Genomic DNA, 21,985 nt, shown 5'->3' on the forward strand with positions numbered 1-21,985 from the left:
AGCGCACCCATGTCCAACATCACGACCCATCTCCTCCTGCCTTACATCCTGGCATCGCAGGCCCAGAAGCATGTCACCCATAACGAGGCGGTGCGCCTGCTCGATGCCTTGGTCCAACTTTCTGTGCTGGAGCGCACGCGCACCACGCCGCCTGCCAGTCCGGCTGATGGCGACCGCCATATCGTGGCCTCAGGTGCCACCGGCCTTTGGGCGGGCTGGGATCTGAACGTGGCCTTCTGGGTCGATGGCGTGTGGATGCGACTGGTGCCGCGCCCGGGCTGGCTGGCCTGGATCGCCGCAGAACAAGCCTTTGCCGTCTGGAACGGTACCACCTGGGATTTCGTCGGCGAACCAACGGATGTGTCAGATGCAGTGTTCAGCCTGGTGAATGATGCCGATCCAACCAAGAAGGCGCTATTCTCGCTGTCGGGGATCAACACCGGAACCACCCGGACGTTCACGCTGCCCAATACATCGTCGGAACTGGCAATCCTCGCGGGCACCCAAACGTTCACTGGCAACAAGACCTTTTCGGGCACACTGACGGCTTCGGGAACCGTCACCGTTTCGGCGGCAGCGGCCACGATCGGCACAGCGACAACGACAGCGACATATGGGATCGGCACCGGAGCGACGAGCACCGGCGTCACTAAGACGCTGAACCTTGGAACTGGCGGCGCATCCGGATCCACGACAGTGGTCAACATCGGCTCGACCACGGCAGGCGCTGGCGGCACAACAGTTTTCAACACACCCACGGTCACCTTCGCAAATGCCGTGACACAGGTCGGCATGCCGCAAGCCAACCTGACTGCGCAACTGCTGGGCCTCGGTGGTGCTGTGGCTGACAGCTACAATCGCCTGTCGATCAACGCGCCCGCCATGTTGTTCAATAACGCAGGCGCTGGGATCGAGGCGACGGTCAACAAGAATGCCCCGGCTAATGATGCCGCCTTCGCCTTTAAGACCGGCTTCTCTGCGCGGGCGCTGATCGGGTTGCTGGGCAGTGACGATTTCAGCTTCAAGGTCAGTCCGGACGGCGGAGCGTTTCACGAAGCGATCAAGATCGACCGCAATTCTGGCCGGGTCGAACTACCGGAACCGCTGCACATGCCCAGTCTGCCCGTAGCACCTGACCCGCCACCGGCTGGCAAACTGGCGGTCTATGCCCGGGATCGCGCCGGGGCGGGGTGGCTGGATGTGCAGCGGCCCTCGGGCCGCTTCTTTCCATTGCAGCCGCATTTCGGGGTAAACCGGATCGCCACTTCGGCCCCTTCCACCAGCACCACCGTCAACACCAACGGCATGCCGCGCACCGCCGTTGGCACCGTCGCCACACCGACATTGGCGACCACCAACCTCTCGACGAGCATGCGTCGTTGGCGCGTGACGAGTGCCGCGACAGCGGATGCCGTGGCGGAAGAACGCTCTGCCGGATGGGTCTGCTGGCGGGGCAATGCCGACGGGCTTGGTGGCTGGAGTTACGTCAACCGGCTGTCGATGACGACGCTGCAGGCAACCGGCATGGGGTTCTTTGGACTTTATGGCTCGACTGCCGCGCTGGCCACCACACTGACACTGGCCGCCGCGGTGAGTTGCATCGGCATCGGTTTCCAACGCGGCACGCACACCAATTGGCAGCTGGTGCACAATGACGGCAGCGGCGCGCCGACCCTGACCGATCTGGGAGCCAGCTTTCCGGTGTCCAGCACCACCAACGTCTTGTCGCTCTATATCGCCGCCGCGCCGAACGGATCGGACATAGGCGTCCGCGTCGTCGAGGAGGTCAGTGGCGCTGCTGTCGAGTTCACCATCACCACCGACATGCCTGCGGCGACCCAACTCCTGAGCCCTCGCAACTTCATGAACACCGGTACCACTGCAGCGGCCGTCGCTTACGACTGCTCCGGCGTTTACGTCGAAACTGACTTCTAGGAGACCACCCATGACTGAGAAAACCAGCTTCCTGCAGGAGGTCGCCGAGGCCCTGCGCGACAACGGAATCACGGCCGCCATCACAGCATTGATAGGGGGCACCATCGCACTTCTGGCTTCGGTAACGCGCAAGGCTTTCACCAACGACGCGATGCTGGCCCGCCTTGATCGCGAACTCAGCCAGGAACGGGACCGCGTCGATCGTCAGCGCGCCGAAGATCGCGACGACGACGCCGACCGGCTGGAACGCATCGAAACCGATATCCGAGCCATGCGCGATCTGATGTTCGAAGCCTTCCAGCGCGGCCGCACCGACTGACTACGCCTCAACCATACCGATCCAACCCCACCCGCCCACAAGGCGGGATTTTTTATGCCCGGCGGCGGGCGAAAGGAGCCTCCCCATGCCCACCGATGCCCGCGAACCCATCCGCCTGATCCAGAACGGGCTGGAAGAGCTCGGTCATTCCCCGGGCGCCATCGATGGCCTCTGGGGCCTGCGCACTGCCCGCGCGATGAAAGCACTGCTGGCCGCGAACGGCCGCGCTGCATCTGTCGCGCCGCCAGGGCCCCTCCCTTGGATCACCGAGGCGAAATCCGCACTCGGTCGCCATGAGGCGCGCGACAGGTCGTGGTTGATGGATTGGCTGAAACGCGACGGACGGTCGCTGGGCGACCCGTCCAAGAACCCGTGGTGCGGAGATTTCGTTGAAACCTGCATCCGCATGGGTCTGCCCGACGAACCGCTACTCGGCGCGCTGGGCACTAATCCCTACTGGGCGCGCAACTGGCTGCTGTTTGGGCGAGAGGTGCAGCCGATCACTGGCGCGGTTCTGGTGTTCGAACGCGGATCAGGCGGCCATGTGGGTTTCGCGATGGGACAGGACGATACGCATTTCTATGCCCTCAGCGGCAACCAGTCCGACGCCGTCACCATCGCAAGGATCGCCAAGTCCCGCCTTCTCGGCGCCCGCTGGCCCGCAACTTACCCACCCCGCCTGCAGCGCCTGCCGACCATGAAGCCCGGCAAATTCCTCGCAACCACCAATGAAATCTGAACAGGAGAAAATGATGTTGAAACCTGCAATCCTTGCACTGATCCGCCAAGTTCTGACAGTCGCGGGCACCGCGCTGGTCGCGAAGGGCTATGTCGAGGCATCCGATGTCGAACCGATGATTGGGGCGCTGCTGACCATTGGGTCGATGGTTTGGTCTGTCGCCGACAAGAGGGGAAGATAAGACTTTGCAGGTTAAATATGCTTGAAGCGCATGGCAACCTGCCATTGGCAGGGGTTTCGACTAACCTGCTGGTGGTGGCTTGAAAACTATCCCACTCGTTTTGCGGTTTTTGAACACGGCGATGTTTTCCAGCTCAAAAAATGCGATCGAAGCCTGTGGCTGTCCATGCATGTGGAATATCTGCCGCCTGTAATCCTTAGCATAGGGTGCATAAGCGTTGCTTCCACCATAGTTGCCGTTATTCGCTACCACGACCATTTGGTGCATGTGGTAGTGTAAAGCCAGAGCCATATTGTCGAACGTTTTCACGTCCTTATTTAGGGCTGGAATAGCAAAAATGTCAGACCTATCCTTCAGGTCGGCCGCCAAATGAAGGTCGGTTGCGTCAAAGCAAATGGCGGCAGTCAGCCAAAGCGGATCGCTGTCTGGATCTATGGACCAATCATATCCAATCAGCCACTGACAAGGGCGGAACGACTGAACCAATCCATTGGTCTCAAAGCTTTTCTCGCTCGGCGCCAAGTGTTTTTTGCCCTGTCGCCTAATCAGGATCTGTGCACCGCGCGTGGGATGGTGGGTAGGCAGTATCCAGAGCGCAGAGTTCACCAGCGGCTGACCGGCAAAAAGCTCGTCATAAGTAAGCCCTGCGAGGATGATCGTCTTATGCGCTCGTGCGAAGGGAACAAGGTGCGTCCGCACATCGTCGGGATGGACCGCAAGCTCGGGCAAAATAAGCCAGTCGAGTCTGTGGTCCATGCCCTTGTGCGTTTCGCGGAGGGCCAATGAGCTTTTGACCGCAGCCAAGGCCGCAGAAAGATGGCGGCGATGACGTATTCGAAGATTTGCATCTGACATAGTAAGATCGTTTTCATGAAAGTCGTCCACCGAGGGAAATGCCATCTGGACAACGCACGCCCGCAGGGGCTTGCCCTCCCTCTTAAAAGCACCAGGTACTTTAAGGGGCATCAGGGCAACGCTAGTTCCTTGCATCTCCCGCATGTACTTCAGACGCGCGTCAATGGCTTCCTGAGCTTCTCTCATGGTGCCCGCAACTGGAGTATCCTCCCGTTTTCCGGCACAGCCCGGCCACCACAAGAGGCCGAAGAGCAACCTCTCCACCCAGTCAGAAATGGGCAGCCAATCATCACCGAACGCTGAATAGCCATTAAAGAAACCATGTATCCGCTCATGCCAATGGCCGCCAGGCGACCTGTAGATCTGCTTCTCCTCTTTCCAATGTGGGCTCCGAGCTGGCCTTGTGAAATCCGGCTGGGCGGTCAGGATGAAGCGCAGAAGAAAACCAAGCTGAAATCGCCAGTGATCATCAGCAGGAACCCAGTTCGGCGGGTCATAAAGTGAATCGCCAGCCAAGTTGCGACGGTGGAGCTGAAGCGATCCAACCTCGTTCATCTCCGCATCCAGACCCAGAGTTACCTCGGATGGGGAAATAGGTGCTGCCTCCGCAACGCCGTCAATTGTCAGCAGGAACTTGGAAGCGAAGCTCAGCAAGGCGCGCTCGTTGCGCAGTTTATTTCCCGTCTCAGGTGAGAGTACGATCTTGGCCAGCGTGTTGCTCTTGGCATCGGAATGATCTGAGAGACCGAGATCCGCCTTAGCTCGCGGGGTCAGCGATGATACCCCACCCGTCGCAGCCACAAGCTCAGCAGCAAAATTCGGATCGAGCGACGCAATTCGATTTATTCGAGATGGCGTCAACTGCGGCCCTACTAGCGCCGCTGCTCGTTGTGCGTCCAAATATGAGCGCCGAGCAAGAACGGCATAGGTGGCGAATTCATCAGACAGCCATTTTTGCGCATCGCCCTTCAGAAAGCGCAGCAGCCGGGTATAGGATGAAAGATCGCCACTTCCGTGAGATGGCAGCGCCTGAATATCTGGTGGATCTGTTGCGAGTAGCAGATAAGCTTGCTGTTTGAGATACCATGGAAGGCGCGTTTCCGTGGTGAAAACTATTCTTAGGGCTTCTTCTCGGAGCACCCGTCTATATTCGTCGACTTTGACTGCAGACGGAAGCTGTTCATCATCCTCGACAAAGCCGGTTTCCACGGCACCGGCGCGAAGGATTTCGGACAAGCAGTACCATGCGATCCGCCGCGGTGCATTCCGGGGCCCCCCTTTTTGGGTAAACCGTCGCAATAGATTAAGAACTCTCGTCAGGACGTCAGCATCGGGCCAAAGGTCGAGGGCGATCCGCAGCAAACGGACATTGGAAGGATCGCTGACCCATTTCGAGATCAGTTCCAGTGCAAAGGCTCGCATTTCATCGTCGAGCTCGTTTCGGGTGCGAACCCCTCGAAATTGGCTATATTCTTCGCCGTCACCCTCAGCCTGACTATCCTCGTGGGTTTGCCAAAGCTGAGGGCGAAGAGAGCGATAAGTTGAACGAAACCGACCAGCAACGAAGCGGTCAACGGTTGAATCGCGCACATCAGGAACAGGTCGGAACGGGTCGTGCTCGTTGACCGCTTCGGCCTTCGCCAACCGCTCCTGGGCCCTGACAAGAGCAAGTACGGAATCGAGGATTTCTCCGCCAGCAACGGGGTCAAAACCTCCTGAAATTGCTGTCTGGATCCGCGCCATGCGCTTGCTCTGCTGTACTAGGGGTCTTTCGTCCGCCCGGAAAGCCGTGACCTGTGTCTTCTCTTCTGCCGGACTAAGGCCAGGCGCAGAGTGATCCAGACTGCCTTTGATCCATTTGAAGATATCGGTCTTTACCGCTTCGATGTCCACGTCCAATGGGGCAGACAGCACAAACCGGAGATCATCAACGTAGCGGGCGACGTCGTGCAACTTAATGTTTGGCAGGATTTCTCGGCCGATCTGGTCTCTAAGGTTTTTGTCAAATGTCGCAAGGGCGACGTTGGCGAAGAAGCCAGCCGCAACAAGCCCTTGTGGTAGTACAATTCTGCTGAAATCCGGAATGCCGGATTGCTTGGCGTATATATCAACCTCTTTAAGGTCACTATCTGACCATTTCCACTTCAAGAAGCCTGTTACACGCTCGAAAAACGCGGCCTCACCAGAATCATCCCGAAGGTTTACCATCGCTTTGTGCAAGAGATCGGCTGTGACACGATCATAGAATTGGCGAAGATCAGACTGCACGATCAGCGTCCTTGGATGGCCCTTGTGAATCCGCTCAGCTACGTCTTCTGGCCTGGCTAAGAATGTCTGATAATCCTCGTAAAACCCCCGATAGAGTGTACCTGAACCCCACCGCTGGTGCGCTTTACCGTTCTTGAAATCGCTAAACAACCGATTGCCATACGAGACGACTGTATGCAGTTCAGCACTGTCAAGTGTCATGGCGGGGTCACCTTGGCGCGTCTCGACACGATCGCCCAGACACATCATCATAGCTGTCGCAATCACTTGGTCGCGCAGGCTCACATGAGCGAGCGGGCGGATCTTCGCAGTGTCGCCGTTACCGTTGACCGGTTTCCATTGGCCACCACTTTCGATTCGCCATTGTTGACTTTTTGGCGCCGGAACCATTCGGATCGGGTCAGAAAGGAGTTGGCTATCAGATTTGATCTCGGTCGAAATATTGGCAATGAACTCCCTTAGATTGATAGCTGTACGGTCAAGCTCAAGGGTATCTGAAAACCAGTTGTGGTAGCGAATGTAGCTAGATGTCTTCTTCCATGCCTGAATAAGCACAGTCTCGTCAGCGAGACACTCGATCGTCGGCACCAAAGAAATAAATGTCACTTACGACTCCTAAAATACACGCCTGGTTTCGTCGTCCCAAGAAAATCAATCGAGTTCAGTATCGCGCTGCGTGATCTGCTTAATTAGCACGGCTATATCATTAAGCACTTGCTGATCCGCTCCCGGCTGCGTCCGTAACTCTGCGATGGCGCACGTCGCTGAGGCAATCGTCATCCACTCGGTATCAGGTGCCTCCGGGGCATTCCGACGCTCTCGCAGGAACGCCTTATACTGCTTGGCCTCATCAGCTGTCATGAGCTCGGGCGCGTGGAAGGCGATGAGCCTGCGGCCGAGCTGGCGCAGACGATCATCGGTTAGCTGACCAATGATTTCCTGCCGCCGGGGCCATTCTGCCCGCTGGAATTCGGCAAGCAGATCACGATCAGCCTTTGCATAGAAGCCGCCATATATCTGCTTCTCGATCTGTGGCGGCGGCGCATCTGGAACCTCGAGATAGCGCGCGGTCATGGCCTGCCCGACCCGGGCGCGGAAAGCGGGATTTGCGGAGATCAAGGCTGCCTTATGCAGGTGGTCAGGATCTGGACTGATAATCGGGAAGAGAGATGGCACCTTGTTTGTGGCAATACCGCGGATGATTTGGGGAGTGCCGTGGACGGCTTGGAACAGCGCTGCGTCATCGGCCTGCATCAGGGCCTCCGGATCGCCCGCATCTAGGTCGAAGAAGGCAGCCTGCGTCGGGTTTCCAGCGGCCGTGCCACAGAAGCATCCGACATAAGAGCGGGGAGGGCCACCGCCGAAGCGCAGCACAAGTTCCACTGGGCGAAAGGTTTTCAGCGTCGCCATCACATTCTGCTTGTCACGGTTGTGCAGAATGGCTGACCAGAGTTCAGGATCGCCGTCGGCGATGATGCGGGCGATGTGGATGGTAGCTTCGACATCACCGAGGGCATCATGGGCATTGTGTGTGTTGAAGCCATTGGCTGGGGCCAGACGATCCAGCTTGAAGGTGGTGCGGCCAGTGTCGTCGGTTGGCCATTGCATTAGACCCGGATTGCGGCACCAAACAGCATAGACGGCGGTCAGGATGTCGAGCCGACTATTGCCATTGAACTGCGTGGCGTAAATGTTCGGCTGCAAGTTTTGGTAGAAGGCATGGCGCAGAACCTCTTCATCGAACCGGATTGAGTTGAAGCCCACCCATGTCGCGGGCGCCCAACGTTCGATCAGCTCCATGATCGTCTGGGTAAATTCGAACAACGACGGCAGCGCAGGGTCAACCAGCTGCTCAGGCGTAACACCGGTGACCATCATCGCCTGCGGGGACGGTATGATGTGCGGCGCGATACGGCAGCGAAGGTTAATGCGCTCAATCTCGGCAAAACTGTCATCTGTCCGGATCGCCGCAAATTGCAGCGGCTGGTCAAAGGCGGGCGATATTCCGGTGGTCTCAAGATCGTAAAAGACAAATCCCATCAGAGGACCCTTTCGAACAAACAGTTGGCCCCTGCTCCGTTACAGGCTGCGCGCGTTGCTGCGAATGGCCCCATCAGCACCGCCATAGTGACAGCGTAAACAAACACATCGGTAGATGCAAAGCTATCACCGGTACCAGCCGGTTACTGGCTTTGAGTGACAGTGAGTCGCGCTTCTTTGCACGCGGTTGCATGTCGCTGCATGCTTATGCGTGCTGATGCGGTTTTTCTGGTCCGGTGTTGATGTGGCGTTGATGTAGTTTGCAAACGCAAAAACCCGACTGATTAGGTCGGGTTTTAAGCATTTGATTTTGCGGTGTAATTTTGGTTGCGGGAGTAGGATTTGAACCTACGACCTTCAGGTTATGAGCCTGACGAGCTACCGGGCTGCTCCATCCCGCGCCAATGGTATTGGTATTTTTTTACATCGAAGAGAGAATTGAGTTTCTTATTAGGTTTGGCAGTGACTTACTCTCCCACGACTTAAGCCGCAGTACCATCAGCGCAGCGGCACTTAACTGCCGAGTTCGGGATGGGATCGGGTGTTTTGCTCGCGCTATGACCACCAAACCAAAAAAGAAACTCAGGAGGTTTTTGAAGCCTCCCAACATCAGTACCCTGTTTAGGGCAATGTTTCATGATTATGTATACTGATAGTATATTGTGTGTGTATGTATCTTTGATTCCAGTCTTACTATTACTGGATCAAATCAAGCCTATCGGACCATTAGTACCAGTCAACTGAACGCCTTACAGCGCTTACATCTCTGGCCTATCGACGAGGTGGTCTACCTCGGTCCTCAGGGATACCTTGTTTTGAAGGGGGCTTCCCGCTTAGATGCCTTCAGCGGTTATCCTGTCCGATCATAGCTACCCTGCACTGCCGTTGGCACGACAACAGGTCCACCAGTGGATCGTTCACCCCGGTCCTCTCGTACTAGGGGCAACTCTTCTCAAGTATCCTACACCCACGGAAGATAGGGACCGAACTGTCTCACGACGTTCTAAACCCAGCTCACGTACCTCTTTAAACGGCGAACAGCCGTACCCTTGGGACCTGCTCCAGCCCCAGGATGAGATGAGCCGACATCGAGGTGCCAAACGGTGCCGTCGATATGGACTCTTGGGCACCATCAGCCTGTTATCCCCAGCGTACCTTTTATCCGTTGAGCGATGGCCCTTCCACTCGGGACCACCGGATCACTATGGCCGTCTTTCGACTCTGCTCGACTTGTCAGTCTCGCAGTCAGGCTGGCTTCTGCCATTGCACTCAACGAGCGATTTCCGACCGCTCTGAGCCAACCTTCGCGCGCCTCCGTTACAATTTGGGAGGCGACCGCCCCAGTCAAACTACCCACCACGCAGGGTCCCGGACCCGGATAACGGGCCGCGGTTAGACATCAAGCAGAATAAGGGTGGTATCTCAAGGGAGGCTCCACAAGGACTAGCGTCCCTGCTTCAAAGCCTACCACCTATCCTGCACATATTGTGCCTGATGCCAATGCGAAGCTATAGTAAAGGTGCATGGGGTCTTTCCGTCTAACCGCGGGTAACCGGCATCTTGACCGGTAATTCAATTTCGCTGAGTCCACATTTGAGACAGCGGGGAAGTCGTTACGCCATTCGTGCAGGTCGGAACTTACCCGACAAGGAATTTCGCTACCTTAGGACCGTTATAGTTACGGCCGCCGTTTACCTGGGCTTCAATTCGGAGCTTGCACTCCTCCTTTTAACCTTCAGGCACCGGGCAGGCGTCAGACCCTATACGTCGTCTTACGACTTCGCAGAGCCCTGTGTTTTTAGTAAACAGTCGCCACCCCCTGGTTTGTGCCCCCGCCCAAAACTTGCGTTCTGAACGGGCCTCCTTCTCGCGAACTTACGGAGGTATTTTGCCGAGTTCCTTAAATGTGGTTCTCTCAAGCGCCTTGGTATTCTCTACCAGTCCACCTGTGTCGGTTTAGGGTACGATCTTATAGGAGGGCTATTTCCAGGAACCTCTAAGCAGCCCATTCAATCCGATAAGGATGAACTACCTTCGAGATCCGTCACCACTCCACGGCCCAGGAATATTAACCTGGTTCCCATCGACTACGCCTTTCGGCCTCGCCTTAGGGGTCGGCTTACCCTGCTCAGATTAGCTTTAAGCAGGAACCCTTGGACTTTCGGCGAGGGAGTCTCTCACTCCCTTTGTCGCTACTCATGTCATCATTCTCACTAGTGATCTCTCCACCCCATCCCTCACAGGGGGGCTTCACAGAAAACTCCGCGTCTCCAATCCTTCCGAAGAAGGTAAGGAGACATGGAATTATGTCACACTACGCTCTGCTACCATGCAATAAATTGCATCCTAGACTTCGGCTCATGGCTTGAGCCCCGTTACATCTTCGCCGCAGGACAACTTATTTAGACCAGTGAGCTGTTACGCTATCTTTAAAGGATGGCTGCTTCTAAGCCAACCTCCTGGTTGTTTTGGTCGTCCCACTTGCTTTCCCACTTAGCCATGAATTAGGGGCCTTAGTCGTAGGTCAGGGTTGTTTCCCTCTTCACAACGGACGTTAGCACCCGCTGTGTGTCTGCCGGATATTACTCCTCGGTATTCGGAGTTTGATTAGGATCAGTAAGGCTGTGGGCCCCCATTACCCATTCAGTGCTCTACCCCCGAGGGTATTCGTCCGACGCTCTACCTAAATAGATTTCGCAGAGAACCAGCTATCTCCGAGTTTGATTGGCCTTTCACCCCTAGGCACACCTCATCCCGACCTTTTTCAACAGGTGTGGGTTCGGACCTCCAGTAAGTGTTACCTTACCTTCATCCTGGACATGCCTAGATCACTCGGTTTCGGGTCTGATCCCACAAACTCAATCGCCCTATTAAGACTCGCTTTCGCTGCGCCTACACCTAACGGCTTAAGCTTGCTTGTGAGACCAAGTCGATGACCCATTATACAAAAGGTACGCTGTCAGGCCTCAAGGGCCCTCCAACTGATTGTAGGCGTTCGGTTTCAGGTACTGTTTCACTCCCCTCGTCGGGGTGCTTTTCACCTTTCCCTCACGGTACTGGTTCGCTATCGGTCAGTAAGGAGTACTTAGCCTTCGAAGGTGGTCCTCCGATGTTCAGACAGAATTTCACGTGTTCCGCCCTACTTAATACGTCCTATCATGCTTCTTATACGGGACTGTCACCCACTATGGTTGGCCATTCCAGACCATTCTAATCACACTCAAGGCTCGGCTGGTCCCCGTTCGCTCGCCGCTACTAGGGGAGTATCTATTGATTTCCTTTCCTCCGGGTACTTAGATGTTTCAGTTCCCCGGGTTTGCTTTTGTAAACCTATGTATTCAGTCTACAAATACCTGGTTGACCCTATTGTTAGCCACACACTCCCGAAGGAATGTATAATAACAACAAAGTATCAGGTGGGTTGCCCCATTCAGAAATCCATGGATCAAAGCTTATTCTCAGCTCCCCATGGCTTATCGCAGAGTATCACGTCTTTCATCGCCTCTTACTGCCAAGGCATCCACCAAACGCCCTTTTCGCGCTTGATTTGATCCAGAAAAAGCAAGGCTTTTTCTGTGTCCTCCCCCTCTTGTAAAAAATCAAGGAGGACTAAATCAAAATGCATACATTGCAATGTCAGCCGCTGGTTCGCAACTGACACTGTTCGAATAGCATTACTGCTATTCCGGTTAGTGTACTTGACTTGAAACAAAATAGACTTGCGTGACGGTCATAAAGGCCATGCGGCCCCTCACGTCAGCCAATGTACCCTTACGCGGGTACATCATCTATTCTGATGTTGTTTCTCTCTTTACGATGTAAAATATCGATCCCGTGGGATCAATCGTCCGATTGGACGGCTAAATGCTAACAGCACTTAACGGTCAAATCGTATGTTGGTGGGTCGAGGAGGACTTGAACCTCCGACCTCACGCTTATCAGGCGTGCGCTCTAACCACCTGAGCTACCGACCCAACTAGGTTGAAGTCAGCGACTTCAATGGTGGAGCGTATCGGGATCGAACCGATGACCCCCTGCTTGCAAAGCAGGTGCTCTCCCAGCTGAGCTAACGCCCCAAAAGGTGCGTCCCACTCATAGTGGAACAAAACTGAAGAGATATGAGGACGGCCTGGCTCTAGGTCACTTCCAAGGAATAGGAGGAAGTGCCTGATTTGCCGGCTTTGTTTGCCGACTGCTAAGTGTTTCACGAAGACTGCGAACAGTCTTGACTAGAAACATCCTTAGAAAGGAGGTGATCCAGCCGCAGGTTCCCCTACGGCTACCTTGTTACGACTTCACCCCAGTCGCTGATCCTACCGTGGCCGCCTGCCTCCCCGAAGGGTTAGCGCAGCGTCGTCGGGTAGAACCAACTCCCATGGTGTGACGGGCGGTGTGTACAAGGCCCGGGAACGTATTCACCGCGTCATGCTGTTACGCGATTACTAGCGATTCCGACTTCATGGGGTCGAGTTGCAGACCCCAATCCGAACTGAGACATCTTTTGGAGATTAACTCACTGTAGATGCCATTGTAGCACGTGTGTAGCCCAACCCGTAAGGGCCATGAGGACTTGACGTCATCCACACCTTCCTCCCGCTTATCACGGGCAGTTTCCCTAGAGTGCCCAGCCGAACTGCTGGCAACTAAGGATGTGGGTTGCGCTCGTTGCCGGACTTAACCGAACATCTCACGACACGAGCTGACGACAGCCATGCAGCACCTGTCACTTGGTCTCTTACGAGAAAACCAGATCTCTCTGGCGGTCCAAGGATGTCAAGGGTTGGTAAGGTTCTGCGCGTTGCTTCGAATTAAACCACATGCTCCACCGCTTGTGCGGGCCCCCGTCAATTCCTTTGAGTTTTAATCTTGCGACCGTACTCCCCAGGCGGAATGCTTAATCCGTTAGGTGTGTCACCAAAGGGCAAGCCCCCTGACGACTGGCATTCATCGTTTACGGTGTGGACTACCAGGGTATCTAATCCTGTTTGCTCCCCACACTTTCGCACCTCAGCGTCAGTATCGAGCCAGTGAGTCGCCTTCGCCACTGGTGTTCCTCCAAATATCTACGAATTTCACCTCTACACTTGGAATTCCACTCACCTCTCTCGAACTCTAGACTAGTAGTTTAGGAGGCAGTTCCAGGGTTGAGCCCTGGGATTTCACCCCCTACTTTCTAATCCGCCTACGCGCGCTTTACGCCCAGTAATTCCGAACAACGCTAACCCCCTCCGTATTACCGCGGCTGCTGGCACGGAGTTAGCCGGGGTTTCTTTACCAGATACTGTCATTATCATCTCTGGCGAAAGAGCTTTACGACCCTAAGGCCTTCGTCACTCACGCGGCATGGCTAGATCAGGCTTGCGCCCATTGTCTAAGATTCCCCACTGCTGCCTCCCGTAGGAGTCTGGGCCGTGTCTCAGTCCCAGTGTTGCTGATCATCCTCTCAAACCAGCTACTGATCGTAGACTTGGTAGGCCATTACCCCACCAACTATCTAATCAGACGCGGGCTAATCCTTCACCGATAAATCTTTCCCCCGAAGGGCGTATATGGTATTACTCCCAGTTTCCCGAGGCTATTCCATAGTGAAGGGTATATTCCCACGCGTTACTAACCCGTCCGCCGCTAGACCCGAAGGTCTCGCTCGACTTGCATGTGTTAGGCCTGCCGCCAGCGTTCGTTCTGAGCCAGGATCAAACTCTCAAGTTGAAAGCATCTTGCGATGCTATCCTTGACGTTCGAACCTCTGCACATCACCACTTGGCCTTACTGAAACCAAATGGCGTTTTCTCTGTTTGTTGTGCTTCAGTAACCAAAGTTACCAGAAGCCGCCAAACAGTGAAGCTGACACTCTATCATCGAACCGAAGTCCTAAGAGCGTTGATATACAGACGTCTGATCCATCGAACTGAACCAAACCGCCCACATATCTCTTCAGATATATCAATTTCAAACAGCGTAGAGACAAAAGTGACCAGATGCGCCCTAACTTAGTGGCGCGCCCCGCCTCAGTACCTCAAAATTTTCTTCTCCGCCCCGGTCCGTCTCTCCGCGTTTCCGCTTCCGTCTGGCCCGTCCGGCGCCCCGTTGGAGCGTCTCTGCTCGTCCGGTAAGGGGGGTTCTAAGGTTAGTCGCCGAGACCCGCAACCCCTTTTTTCAGGAAACATGCATTTTTTATGACAAACCCAAATTTTCCAACAATTCGCCATACTTACACATATTCATTACCCAAATCACGCAACAACACGCAACTTTATTAGGCACATCACAAACTCAAAACACCACATTTTGAGTTATCAACAAAACTATCCACAAGGCACATCCGTGTGTCAGGAAACTGACTCGCGGAATCGCCGGTGAATCGCGCCATATTCAGCATTCCGAGTCGTGAGCAGAGATGATTCAGCCCAAACATCCGCTCCTAGAATCAAAAAACCCGGCCTACCGGCCGGGTTTTTTGATTCTGCGCTGTCAGATCCGCGACTTCAGAGGAATCGCTGCTCTTCTAATAGGTCTGGTAGATCATTTTCATAAAGTACCACGTCGGAAGTTTGCACGTCGCGGTCAATCAGGGCGCGTGCCTCGAAGAAGGAGCTGACTTCGATCACGTTTAACGTGGACTTATCTAGCCCATCGGCAAAGCTGCGAATACGGCCAGGGTTTACGACATATATAACGTCACACAGATCGTTACAGATTTTAGCAAGGCGCGCATGCACCGCATCATGTTCCATCCCCAGCTCGGCAATACCTGGTGTCACAAGAATAGCCCGCCCGCCGCGTTCCTTTGCCAGATCATGCATTGTTGCCACCGCCGCCTGAAAGCCAAGTTCATTGGCGTTATACGCATCATCAAGAATCAGGTGGGCACCGGGACTGTCGACTTTTTGCAGGCGGTGCGGAATTTGCGAAACGGTTTTTGTGAAATACGGCACATCTGCTGCGAACGACGGATCCACATGCAGCGTCAACACGACAGCAAGCGCCGCGTTCAGCACGTTATGTTCGCCCAACAACGGCAGATCGAATGTCACATCCGCAATCAGGCCATTTTGCCAGTGTAATGTCATCGTCCATCCACCACCGATCGCAGGCAGTGCAGACACGGTAACATCAGCATCCGCCGTACCGACCGTCACGACCTGATCGCCATACTGTTCTTTTAGGGCTGCAAAAGGTGCGTGGCGCAAGACATCCGCATTAATCACAGCAGTGCCACCTTTGGCGCAAACATATTGCACCAGTTCAGACTTTGCCCGCGCGATCGCGTCCACGCTCCCGAAACGTTCGGTGTGCGCATCGCCCACAGCCGTGACAATCCCAAGGGTCGGCTGCGCAAAATCACACAACCGCTTGATAGACCCTTCACCATAGGCGCCCATCTCGGCGATGAAATAGTGGTGTGACCATTGCAGGCGCTGGCGAATGTGGCGGGTCAGGCCCAACACGGTATTAATACTGCCGCGGCTGTAAAAGACTGGCGCTGATCCTTCGAGGATTTCGGCAAGGATGTGTTTAACCGTGGTTTTCCCAAAGCTGCCAGTGATCCCGATCCGGGTTGGATCCATGCGCGCCAGCTTTTCGCGCGCCTCTACTATATACTTGTCATTGATGCGTTGCTGGAACGGAACCAACACCTGATTTGCGGCGATCAAGGCAAAGGGCGCAAGTTGCAGGGCGACAACGGCGAAAACCACCCAATACGCAGAGGCCACAACGGGCAACACCATGAAGCAAATCGCCAGCACATAGATCCGCCGGGCGCGTTCGGTCATCGCCAATGGTTTTTTGAACCGATAGGTCTTTTCATGCCAGGCAATCGCTGCGAGTGCGCCAGCGAGAAGAAGCGTGATAATCACGCTTGGCCCGGTCAACAACATGATGACAACAGCAATCAGGATCGCGCCACTGGCACGCACGTCATAAAGACGCACGGATCGCAGCGCGCCAACATAACGCCCGCCATCATATTCCTCTTGCTGGAAATAGGCGAGCAAGGTGCGCAGCCGGGTTTGTAGCAAATACCCGAAGGCTGCAAAAAAGATCAGCTTGGCGAGAATGATCATGTGCGGGCCTCGGTCAGGATATCTTTGAGAACGTTCGCGATCTGATGCCGACCACGGGTCAGAACCGACAGGTGATCGAATTCGGGACACTCTATATATACAGAGTTCGGAATCCGGTCATGCAGGATGCGTCCCTCGGCGGGTGGGGTCTCGGTATCTTTGGCACCGTAGATCAAATAGGTCGGCGCAATGATGCGACCGACATCATTTGTCTGATCCTCTTTTACGGTCTGGATAAAGATGTCGCGCATCCCAATCTCGCGGCTATGGACATAATCTGCACTGCCATAGATTTTTTCCAATGCGATGACCTGATAGTCATCTGTGGTTCGGGCTTTTTTGCGTTTGAATTGCGCACTGCGCCATCTGCTGCGCAGCTGCTGCCAGATTGGGCGCGGACGTTTGACCCCTGCCCCCGCAACAATGACCAGATCCGAGATAGGGCTTTGCGGTTGCGCAGCCAGCCTTAGCCCAACGCGCCCCCCGAAACTGTGGCCGACCCAGATGCAGGGCGTGTCGCCGATTTTATCAAGCAACACCTGCCGCATATAATCGGCATAATCATTGGTGTCCCATGCCGTATCAGGGCGCGCCGTGTCGCCAAAACCCGGTAGATCAAACATGATGCAGCGGGCCTGCCCTGCAATTAATTCGGCAACAGGAAGGAAATCCGCGCGGGTCCGGCCCCAACCATGGGCAAACACAATAACAGGCGCATCTGGCTGCCCCAGTTCGACACTTGCGATTGGTTTCATCCGCGTACCCTTTTTATCTCTGGGCACCACCTACTGTGGTGCTTGCCTGCTCTTGACCCTATAACTATCACTGAGGCAAATAATATTCTAGGACAGCACACCGTGACCAAGCTAAATATTGCAGTTGTCTTTGGCGGCCCCACCCAAGAGCACGATGTGAGCGTCGTGAGCGCCCAACAGCTGATGGATGCCGCTGACGCACGCAAACTGAACATCATCCCGGTTTATTTGGATTTTCAGGGGCGGTTTATGCAAGGTCCGCGCCTGCGCGATCTATCCGCATTTCGGCCCAGCCCCAGTGGCTTAAAAGAAGTCATCTTTGCATGGGGCGACAATGGGCCCTGCATTCAGACGCGTGATGGCAGCAGCATGCAAAACATTGATTGCGTCCTGCCGGTGTTTCACGGGCCATACGGCGAAGACGGGCGCATCCAAGGCATGATGGAATTGCTTGGCATTCCTGTCACCGGCTTTAACGCCACCAATTCAGCCATTGCGATGCGCAAAGACGCGACCAAGGCGATTGTGAAAACGGTCGGCGTGAATGTTTTGAACCATGTGGTCGCGAACCATGCCACCCTGCAAAACCCCAAAGCGTTTTCCGCGAAGGTCGCGCAGGAAATCGGCTATCCTGCGATTGTGAAGCCCGCCAACCTTGGGTCAAGCATCGGGGTCGGGATCGCGACGGACCATGATACACTTATTGCGCTCAGCCAGGCTGTGCTGCGCCAGGATGGGTTTGCGCTCGTTGAACCGAAGGTGCAAAATCTTGTCGAATACAATATCGCGCTTACCTATCGTGACGGGCAGATTTGCCACTCTGCGATTGAACGCCCCAAATCTTCCGCCGATTTATTGGATTTCAAGGAAAAGTATCTGGCATCCGGTGACGGCGGCCCACCTAAAAAGGGTGGCAAGCTTGGCAACTCTCCTGTGCCATCGCAAGGTATGTTGTCACTGACACGCGACATCAACCCTGACATCCCGGTCGGTTTGAAGTCGCGTATTCATGAATATGCATCAGCCGCGTTTTCGGTTCTTGGCCTGCGCGGTGCCCCACGGATCGACTTTATGGTCGATGATAAAACCGGCGAACTTTGGTTCAACGAGATCAACCCGATTCCCGGATCATACGGGTTTTTTCTATGGGAAGCAGCAGATCCTCCGTTGCTGTTTTCAGAGCTGATCCAGCACCTTGTCGAAGAGGCTATCCACGATAGCCTGAAAACCTTTGATGATCCGGTGCCGCAGGGCGCGCACCTGCTACCGCGTTAGGACAGATCAAAATAGTGAAAGCCATCATGAAAGGTGTCGCCATCGAAGGTCGACACTTTTTTCCGGTTTCCGCTTTCGCAGCACGACACATGCACCCAGCCATATTCACCACATCGTGGATCGAATTTTTCCAAAATGACTTCATCAAACTGCGTATTGTCGATGATCCAGCGGGCCAACACATCGTTGCCAATTCCGCCCATCATGATGTCCGCGGCCTCTCCTGTCAGATGCTGCGAATTGGGCAGACCGCCGATCTGCGTGTTCAAACGTGGACAGCGATAGCCGCTGGTCACAAACAGCGGCAAATCGAAGTGCGTGATTGCCGGCTGCAAAACCTGCTGACAAAGCCGCGTCAACCTGCTGATAATCGCCGGATCATGCGGTAAGTTATAAATCCCCAGTTCCGCAGCCGTATCACTGTGGCAAAGGGTGAACAGGTCAAGATCTGCCGACAGCATCGGGTTCAGCGGGTTTGCCTTGTACATCGTTGGGTCCGTCATTGTTACGCGGGCAGCCTATACCCTACCCGCGCGTCCTCCAAGTCAGCGCGAACCAAAATACGCCTGCTGGATATCGCGCCAAACAGGATCTTCCAAAATGCTTAAAAGCGTCAAATTGACCGGCTCGCGCAGCGGGCTTTGCGGCGAAAATGCGATCGCATACCGGGTCGGCGCAACCCTGAGCGGGGCCATTTTAACCCCCGTCAACGTCCGCCCGTTTACAAGATACTGCAGGACCGCCTCATCATGCATAAAAACGTCGATCTGGTCTTCGTCGAAATTACGCTGCACCTGCGAAAATGCTTGCATTGGCTGAACATTCAGGCCCGCACGAACGGCCCATTCCGAACCATGGCTTTGGCTGATCACTGCCACAGAGCGATTTTCCAGATCTTCCACGGTGTTTACCTCTGGCTCGAGCGCTTGCAGGGTCAAGCTAGAGGTAATGATCGCGGTGAAACTCGAAATGATCGTCACACCGACGAACATCAAAAGCAGAACAAACAACTGGCCAAAGCGGGACCGAAGTTCAAAGGGATTCCCCTGCCCCTGAAACACCAAAAGCGCGGCCCAGATCATGGATCGGTACAGGCCGGAAAACGGACCTTGGGTGAAAAATTCATTCCCACTGCGCCGTTCCATCCACCAATAGATGAGCCCTACGAAGACCATAAAACCGAACAGGCCGGCAACGATCAGCAGAATATTCGAATGGAATATGCGCGTCAAAAGTACCGCAAAATTGGCCCCGCGACTGCGATCAGGCACCAGTGTGCCTAGCGCGTCTTCAAAGTACGCAAACGAAAAATCCACGATTTTCTCATGCGCAACTGTGATCGGCAAATCCGACATCGCAAGATCGACATTTCCCACAGCCGCAGCCAGCACAAGTTCGGCATTGGTGCCATACTCGACGTAGCGAAAATCAGCAGGGGTAAGGTCAAGACATGCGGCAATCATCCCCCACAAGTCGATGATCAGGCCTTCGGGGGCGTCCTTTGACCCCATGACAAACGGAGGAGAGAATTTCGTGCCCACCGTGATCGGCAAATTGGTCCTGTCAAATGACACTGCGGGGCAGTAAGCCTGCGCCATTGACGTGCTCGCGACGAGGCAAAGCCACATCACCACGGCGAAGTTGGCGATAAACCTGGTCAACGCGGGTACTCCTCTACGGCGATCATCCCGCTCAGTTGCACACGCGCATCGTCGGGTGTTTCAAATAGGTAGGTTGGTGCCAGCGCGCGCAAGGTCACGCGGTCAGTATATCCCCACGCCGCTGCCGCCGTACGACAGCCTGCGGCCTGACCACACTGAATGTCCGCCGCAGCGTCACCGATCAGAATAATATCGCTGACGGTCAGTCCCGTATCTGCCGCAAACCGCAACGCCATTTCCGGATCAGGTTTTGGCGCGCTGACGCTATCGCTGGCGTAAACCGCACAAAAGTAGTCTATTATGTTCAACTGCGTCAGTAGTTCCAACGTCCGTTCAAGATCTTTTCCTGTGGCAATCCCCATCAACAACCCGTTTTCACGCGCCCACGTCAGGATATCCACCGCGCCGGCGTATAGCCGCACATAGGGTGCCAGAATCCTGCTGTGCCGCCGAAACGGATCGAACATGTCTGGTGATAGATCCAGCCTGCGCATAATCTCGGGAAATCCCATGCCAAGGTATTTTTTGTACTCGGCAAAAAGCGCCGCATGCGGCAGTTGCTGATCGCGGTACACATCATCCAAAGCTGCCGAAAACGCCAGTTGCATCACAGGAAGACTGTTGATCAGGACACCATCAAAATCGAAAAGCAGCGCCTTGGGCCTAAACAGCGGATGTGGGTCATGCATGGTCATTTACCCTCACCATCCTGAACCACATAAAGCTGCTCGATAACATCGACAAAAGTGCCAATTTCGCGACTGAACGCCTGATAAATTGCAGGTAAAGCTAGGTCGCGCTTACGCACCAAGCTTTGGTTCATGCCAATCAAAAACTGCTTTGCATCACGCTGCGGGCGCTCTACAGCGCCGCTGATGGCCGACAGCGCGAGGTTCATCGCCACTTCGCCCTGTTCAGACCCCGCGATTGCCACAGTCATCATACCACCGTCCGCGACAAAGCGTGTATTCACGCCAAGCACCGGCAGTTTCGCGGTCAATTCCGTCCACGCGATCAGGGCATCCGCTGGGACCGTTTGCCCACTCGCATCAACCACGTTTTGATAGTTGGCGATCAACAACATCAAATTTCGATCGTTGGCATCGTGAACTGCGGCCTCCCATTGCGCTAGCGTCGCGGCCCCGACCGGGGTGGCCGCCGCGAAGGGCGCCCAATCTTGCGCAAGATAATTTTCATTTTCGGTCTGTCCGGTCGGCGACGCATCATTCAGCATCATGATACCAGCGACATCGCCACCATACGCGTCCCGCAAGGAGACGAGCGTTTCAATCAGCGCTGGATAATTTTTGCGTTCAAAGATGCCAGACACATTGCTTGCATGATCATAGCCGTACAGCCCAACCCCGCCATTCACCCCCGCAAAAACCACTTGCGGCAATGGCGCCTGTGCGGGTTTATCAAGACCGAAAAAATCAACCGATGGGGTTTCACAGCGGCTACCCGAAATCCAGGCATTTAAATCTTGCGCCATTTTGTAGCGATCGACGCCGGCCTCTAAATCAAGCTGATCAAACCCGACAAGCGCCTGCGCAAGATCATCCACCAAAATCACAACCTCTGGCCGCCAATCATCAATCGTAAAACGCACATCTGCAGCAGCATTCTTGTAGAAATTACAGTCAGGATGATTGCGCAGGTTCATGTAGTGGGTGCGCAGATTCAGCCGCGGAAAATCACCCCGCCCGGCAGCAGCGACAGCGCTGCGTATTCCGCCATCAACGTCATTCACCCAAGCAAGGTCGTTATTATACGAATGGACAACCAGCATTTTCACCTGCTCGCTATTCTGGGTAAGAACAAGGCGAACAACCACCGCAAGAAGTGCTGCGATCACAACGTATTTGGCAACAGAAAAGAATTGTCTCATCAG

General features: G+C 54.9%; 13 protein-coding genes, 3 tRNA genes and 3 rRNA genes. 5 read left to right on the forward strand and 14 right to left on the reverse strand.

The genetic code is table 11. The features are described from left to right. Positions 1-9 precede the first annotated feature (9 nt). The 4 genes from ACXJGX_RS05005 to ACXJGX_RS05020 all read left to right on the forward strand — a co-directional run bounded on the left by ACXJGX_RS05005 (position 10) and on the right by ACXJGX_RS05020 (position 3,174). Positions 10-1,935 (forward strand): DUF2793 domain-containing protein, encoded by a 1,926-nt coding sequence (locus ACXJGX_RS05005; protein ID WP_474779285.1) that lies wholly within the window; start codon positions 10-12, stop codon positions 1,933-1,935. 10 nt (positions 1,936-1,945) lie between these two features. Next, positions 1,946-2,254, forward strand: coding sequence for a hypothetical protein (locus ACXJGX_RS05010; RefSeq protein WP_474779287.1), 309 nt, complete (start codon positions 1,946-1,948; stop codon positions 2,252-2,254). 85 nt (positions 2,255-2,339) lie between these two features. After that, positions 2,340-2,993, forward strand: a complete 654-nt coding sequence (locus tag ACXJGX_RS05015; protein WP_474779289.1) for a C40 family peptidase — start codon at positions 2,340-2,342, stop codon at positions 2,991-2,993. Then, positions 2,983-3,174, forward strand: a complete 192-nt coding sequence (locus ACXJGX_RS05020; protein ID WP_474779291.1) for a Pam3-gp28 family putative phage holin — start codon at positions 2,983-2,985, stop codon at positions 3,172-3,174. The genes ACXJGX_RS05015 and ACXJGX_RS05020 overlap by 11 nt, the downstream gene beginning before the upstream one ends. Positions 3,175-3,234: 60 nt before the next feature. On the opposite strand, the gene ACXJGX_RS05025 is transcribed toward ACXJGX_RS05020, so the two are convergent. From ACXJGX_RS05025 to ACXJGX_RS05070, 10 genes are all read right to left on the reverse strand, one after another. Beyond that, positions 3,235-6,903 (reverse strand): RNA-dependent RNA polymerase family protein, encoded by a 3,669-nt coding sequence (locus tag ACXJGX_RS05025; protein WP_474779293.1) that lies wholly within the window; start codon positions 6,901-6,903, stop codon positions 3,235-3,237. A gap of 45 nt (positions 6,904-6,948) precedes the next feature. After that, positions 6,949-8,337, reverse strand: a complete 1,389-nt coding sequence (locus ACXJGX_RS05030; RefSeq protein ID WP_474779295.1) for an exonuclease domain-containing protein — start codon at positions 8,335-8,337, stop codon at positions 6,949-6,951. Positions 8,338-8,661: 324 nt separating this feature from the next. Next, positions 8,662-8,738 (reverse strand) — tRNA-Met (locus ACXJGX_RS05035). A gap of 53 nt (positions 8,739-8,791) precedes the next feature. Beyond that, positions 8,792-8,906 (reverse strand): 5S ribosomal RNA (gene rrf / locus ACXJGX_RS05040). Between the two features lie 136 nt (positions 8,907-9,042). Continuing rightward, a 23S ribosomal RNA gene (locus ACXJGX_RS05045) occupies positions 9,043-11,885 on the reverse strand. A 349-nt stretch (positions 11,886-12,234) separates the two neighbouring features. Next, positions 12,235-12,311, reverse strand: a tRNA-Ile gene (locus ACXJGX_RS05050). A 26-nt stretch (positions 12,312-12,337) separates the two neighbouring features. Next, positions 12,338-12,413 (reverse strand) — tRNA-Ala (locus tag ACXJGX_RS05055). 169 nt (positions 12,414-12,582) lie between these two features. Beyond that, a 16S ribosomal RNA gene (locus tag ACXJGX_RS05060) occupies positions 12,583-14,046 on the reverse strand. The 16S, 23S and 5S rRNA genes sit together here with 3 tRNA genes alongside, the layout of an rRNA operon. Before the next feature lie 776 nt (positions 14,047-14,822). Continuing rightward, on the reverse strand, positions 14,823-16,403 hold the full coding sequence (locus ACXJGX_RS05065; RefSeq protein WP_474779297.1) for a Mur ligase family protein: 1,581 nt from the start codon (positions 16,401-16,403) through the stop codon (positions 14,823-14,825). Next, positions 16,400-17,158, reverse strand: coding sequence for an alpha/beta fold hydrolase (locus tag ACXJGX_RS05070; RefSeq protein ID WP_474779299.1), 759 nt, complete (start codon positions 17,156-17,158; stop codon positions 16,400-16,402). Before ACXJGX_RS05070 ends, ACXJGX_RS05065 begins: the two co-directional genes overlap by 4 nt. Between ACXJGX_RS05070 and ACXJGX_RS05075 the strand changes: the two genes are divergently transcribed. Then, complete coding sequence (locus tag ACXJGX_RS05075; RefSeq protein ID WP_474779301.1) at positions 17,096-18,433, forward strand: ATP-binding protein; 1,338 nt, start codon at positions 17,096-17,098, stop codon at positions 18,431-18,433. The genes ACXJGX_RS05070 and ACXJGX_RS05075 overlap by 63 nt on opposite strands. On the opposite strand, the gene ACXJGX_RS05080 is transcribed toward ACXJGX_RS05075, so the two are convergent. The 4 genes from ACXJGX_RS05080 to ACXJGX_RS05095 are packed head-to-tail and all read right to left on the reverse strand — an operon-like array spanning position 18,430 to position 21,982. Next, the gene (locus tag ACXJGX_RS05080; protein ID WP_474779303.1) at positions 18,430-18,921 is read right to left on the reverse strand and encodes a D-Ala-D-Ala carboxypeptidase family metallohydrolase; all 492 of its coding nucleotides are present in this window, start codon (positions 18,919-18,921) and stop codon (positions 18,430-18,432) included. The two genes, ACXJGX_RS05075 and ACXJGX_RS05080, sit on opposite strands and share 4 nt — an antisense overlap. 57 nt (positions 18,922-18,978) lie before the next feature. After that, the gene (locus ACXJGX_RS05085) at positions 18,979-20,094 is read right to left on the reverse strand and encodes a transporter substrate-binding domain-containing protein (RefSeq protein ID WP_474779305.1); all 1,116 of its coding nucleotides are present in this window, start codon (positions 20,092-20,094) and stop codon (positions 18,979-18,981) included. Further along, positions 20,091-20,789, reverse strand: coding sequence for an HAD family hydrolase (locus ACXJGX_RS05090; protein ID WP_474779307.1), 699 nt, complete (start codon positions 20,787-20,789; stop codon positions 20,091-20,093). The genes ACXJGX_RS05085 and ACXJGX_RS05090 overlap by 4 nt, the downstream gene beginning before the upstream one ends. Beyond that, entirely contained in the window at positions 20,786-21,982 is a 1,197-nt protein-coding gene (locus tag ACXJGX_RS05095; protein ID WP_474779309.1) for a hypothetical protein, read from the reverse strand. The genes ACXJGX_RS05090 and ACXJGX_RS05095 overlap by 4 nt, the downstream gene beginning before the upstream one ends. Between the last annotated feature and the right edge of the window lie 3 nt (positions 21,983-21,985).

This window comes from Yoonia sp. SWMV100, assembly GCF_056108365.1.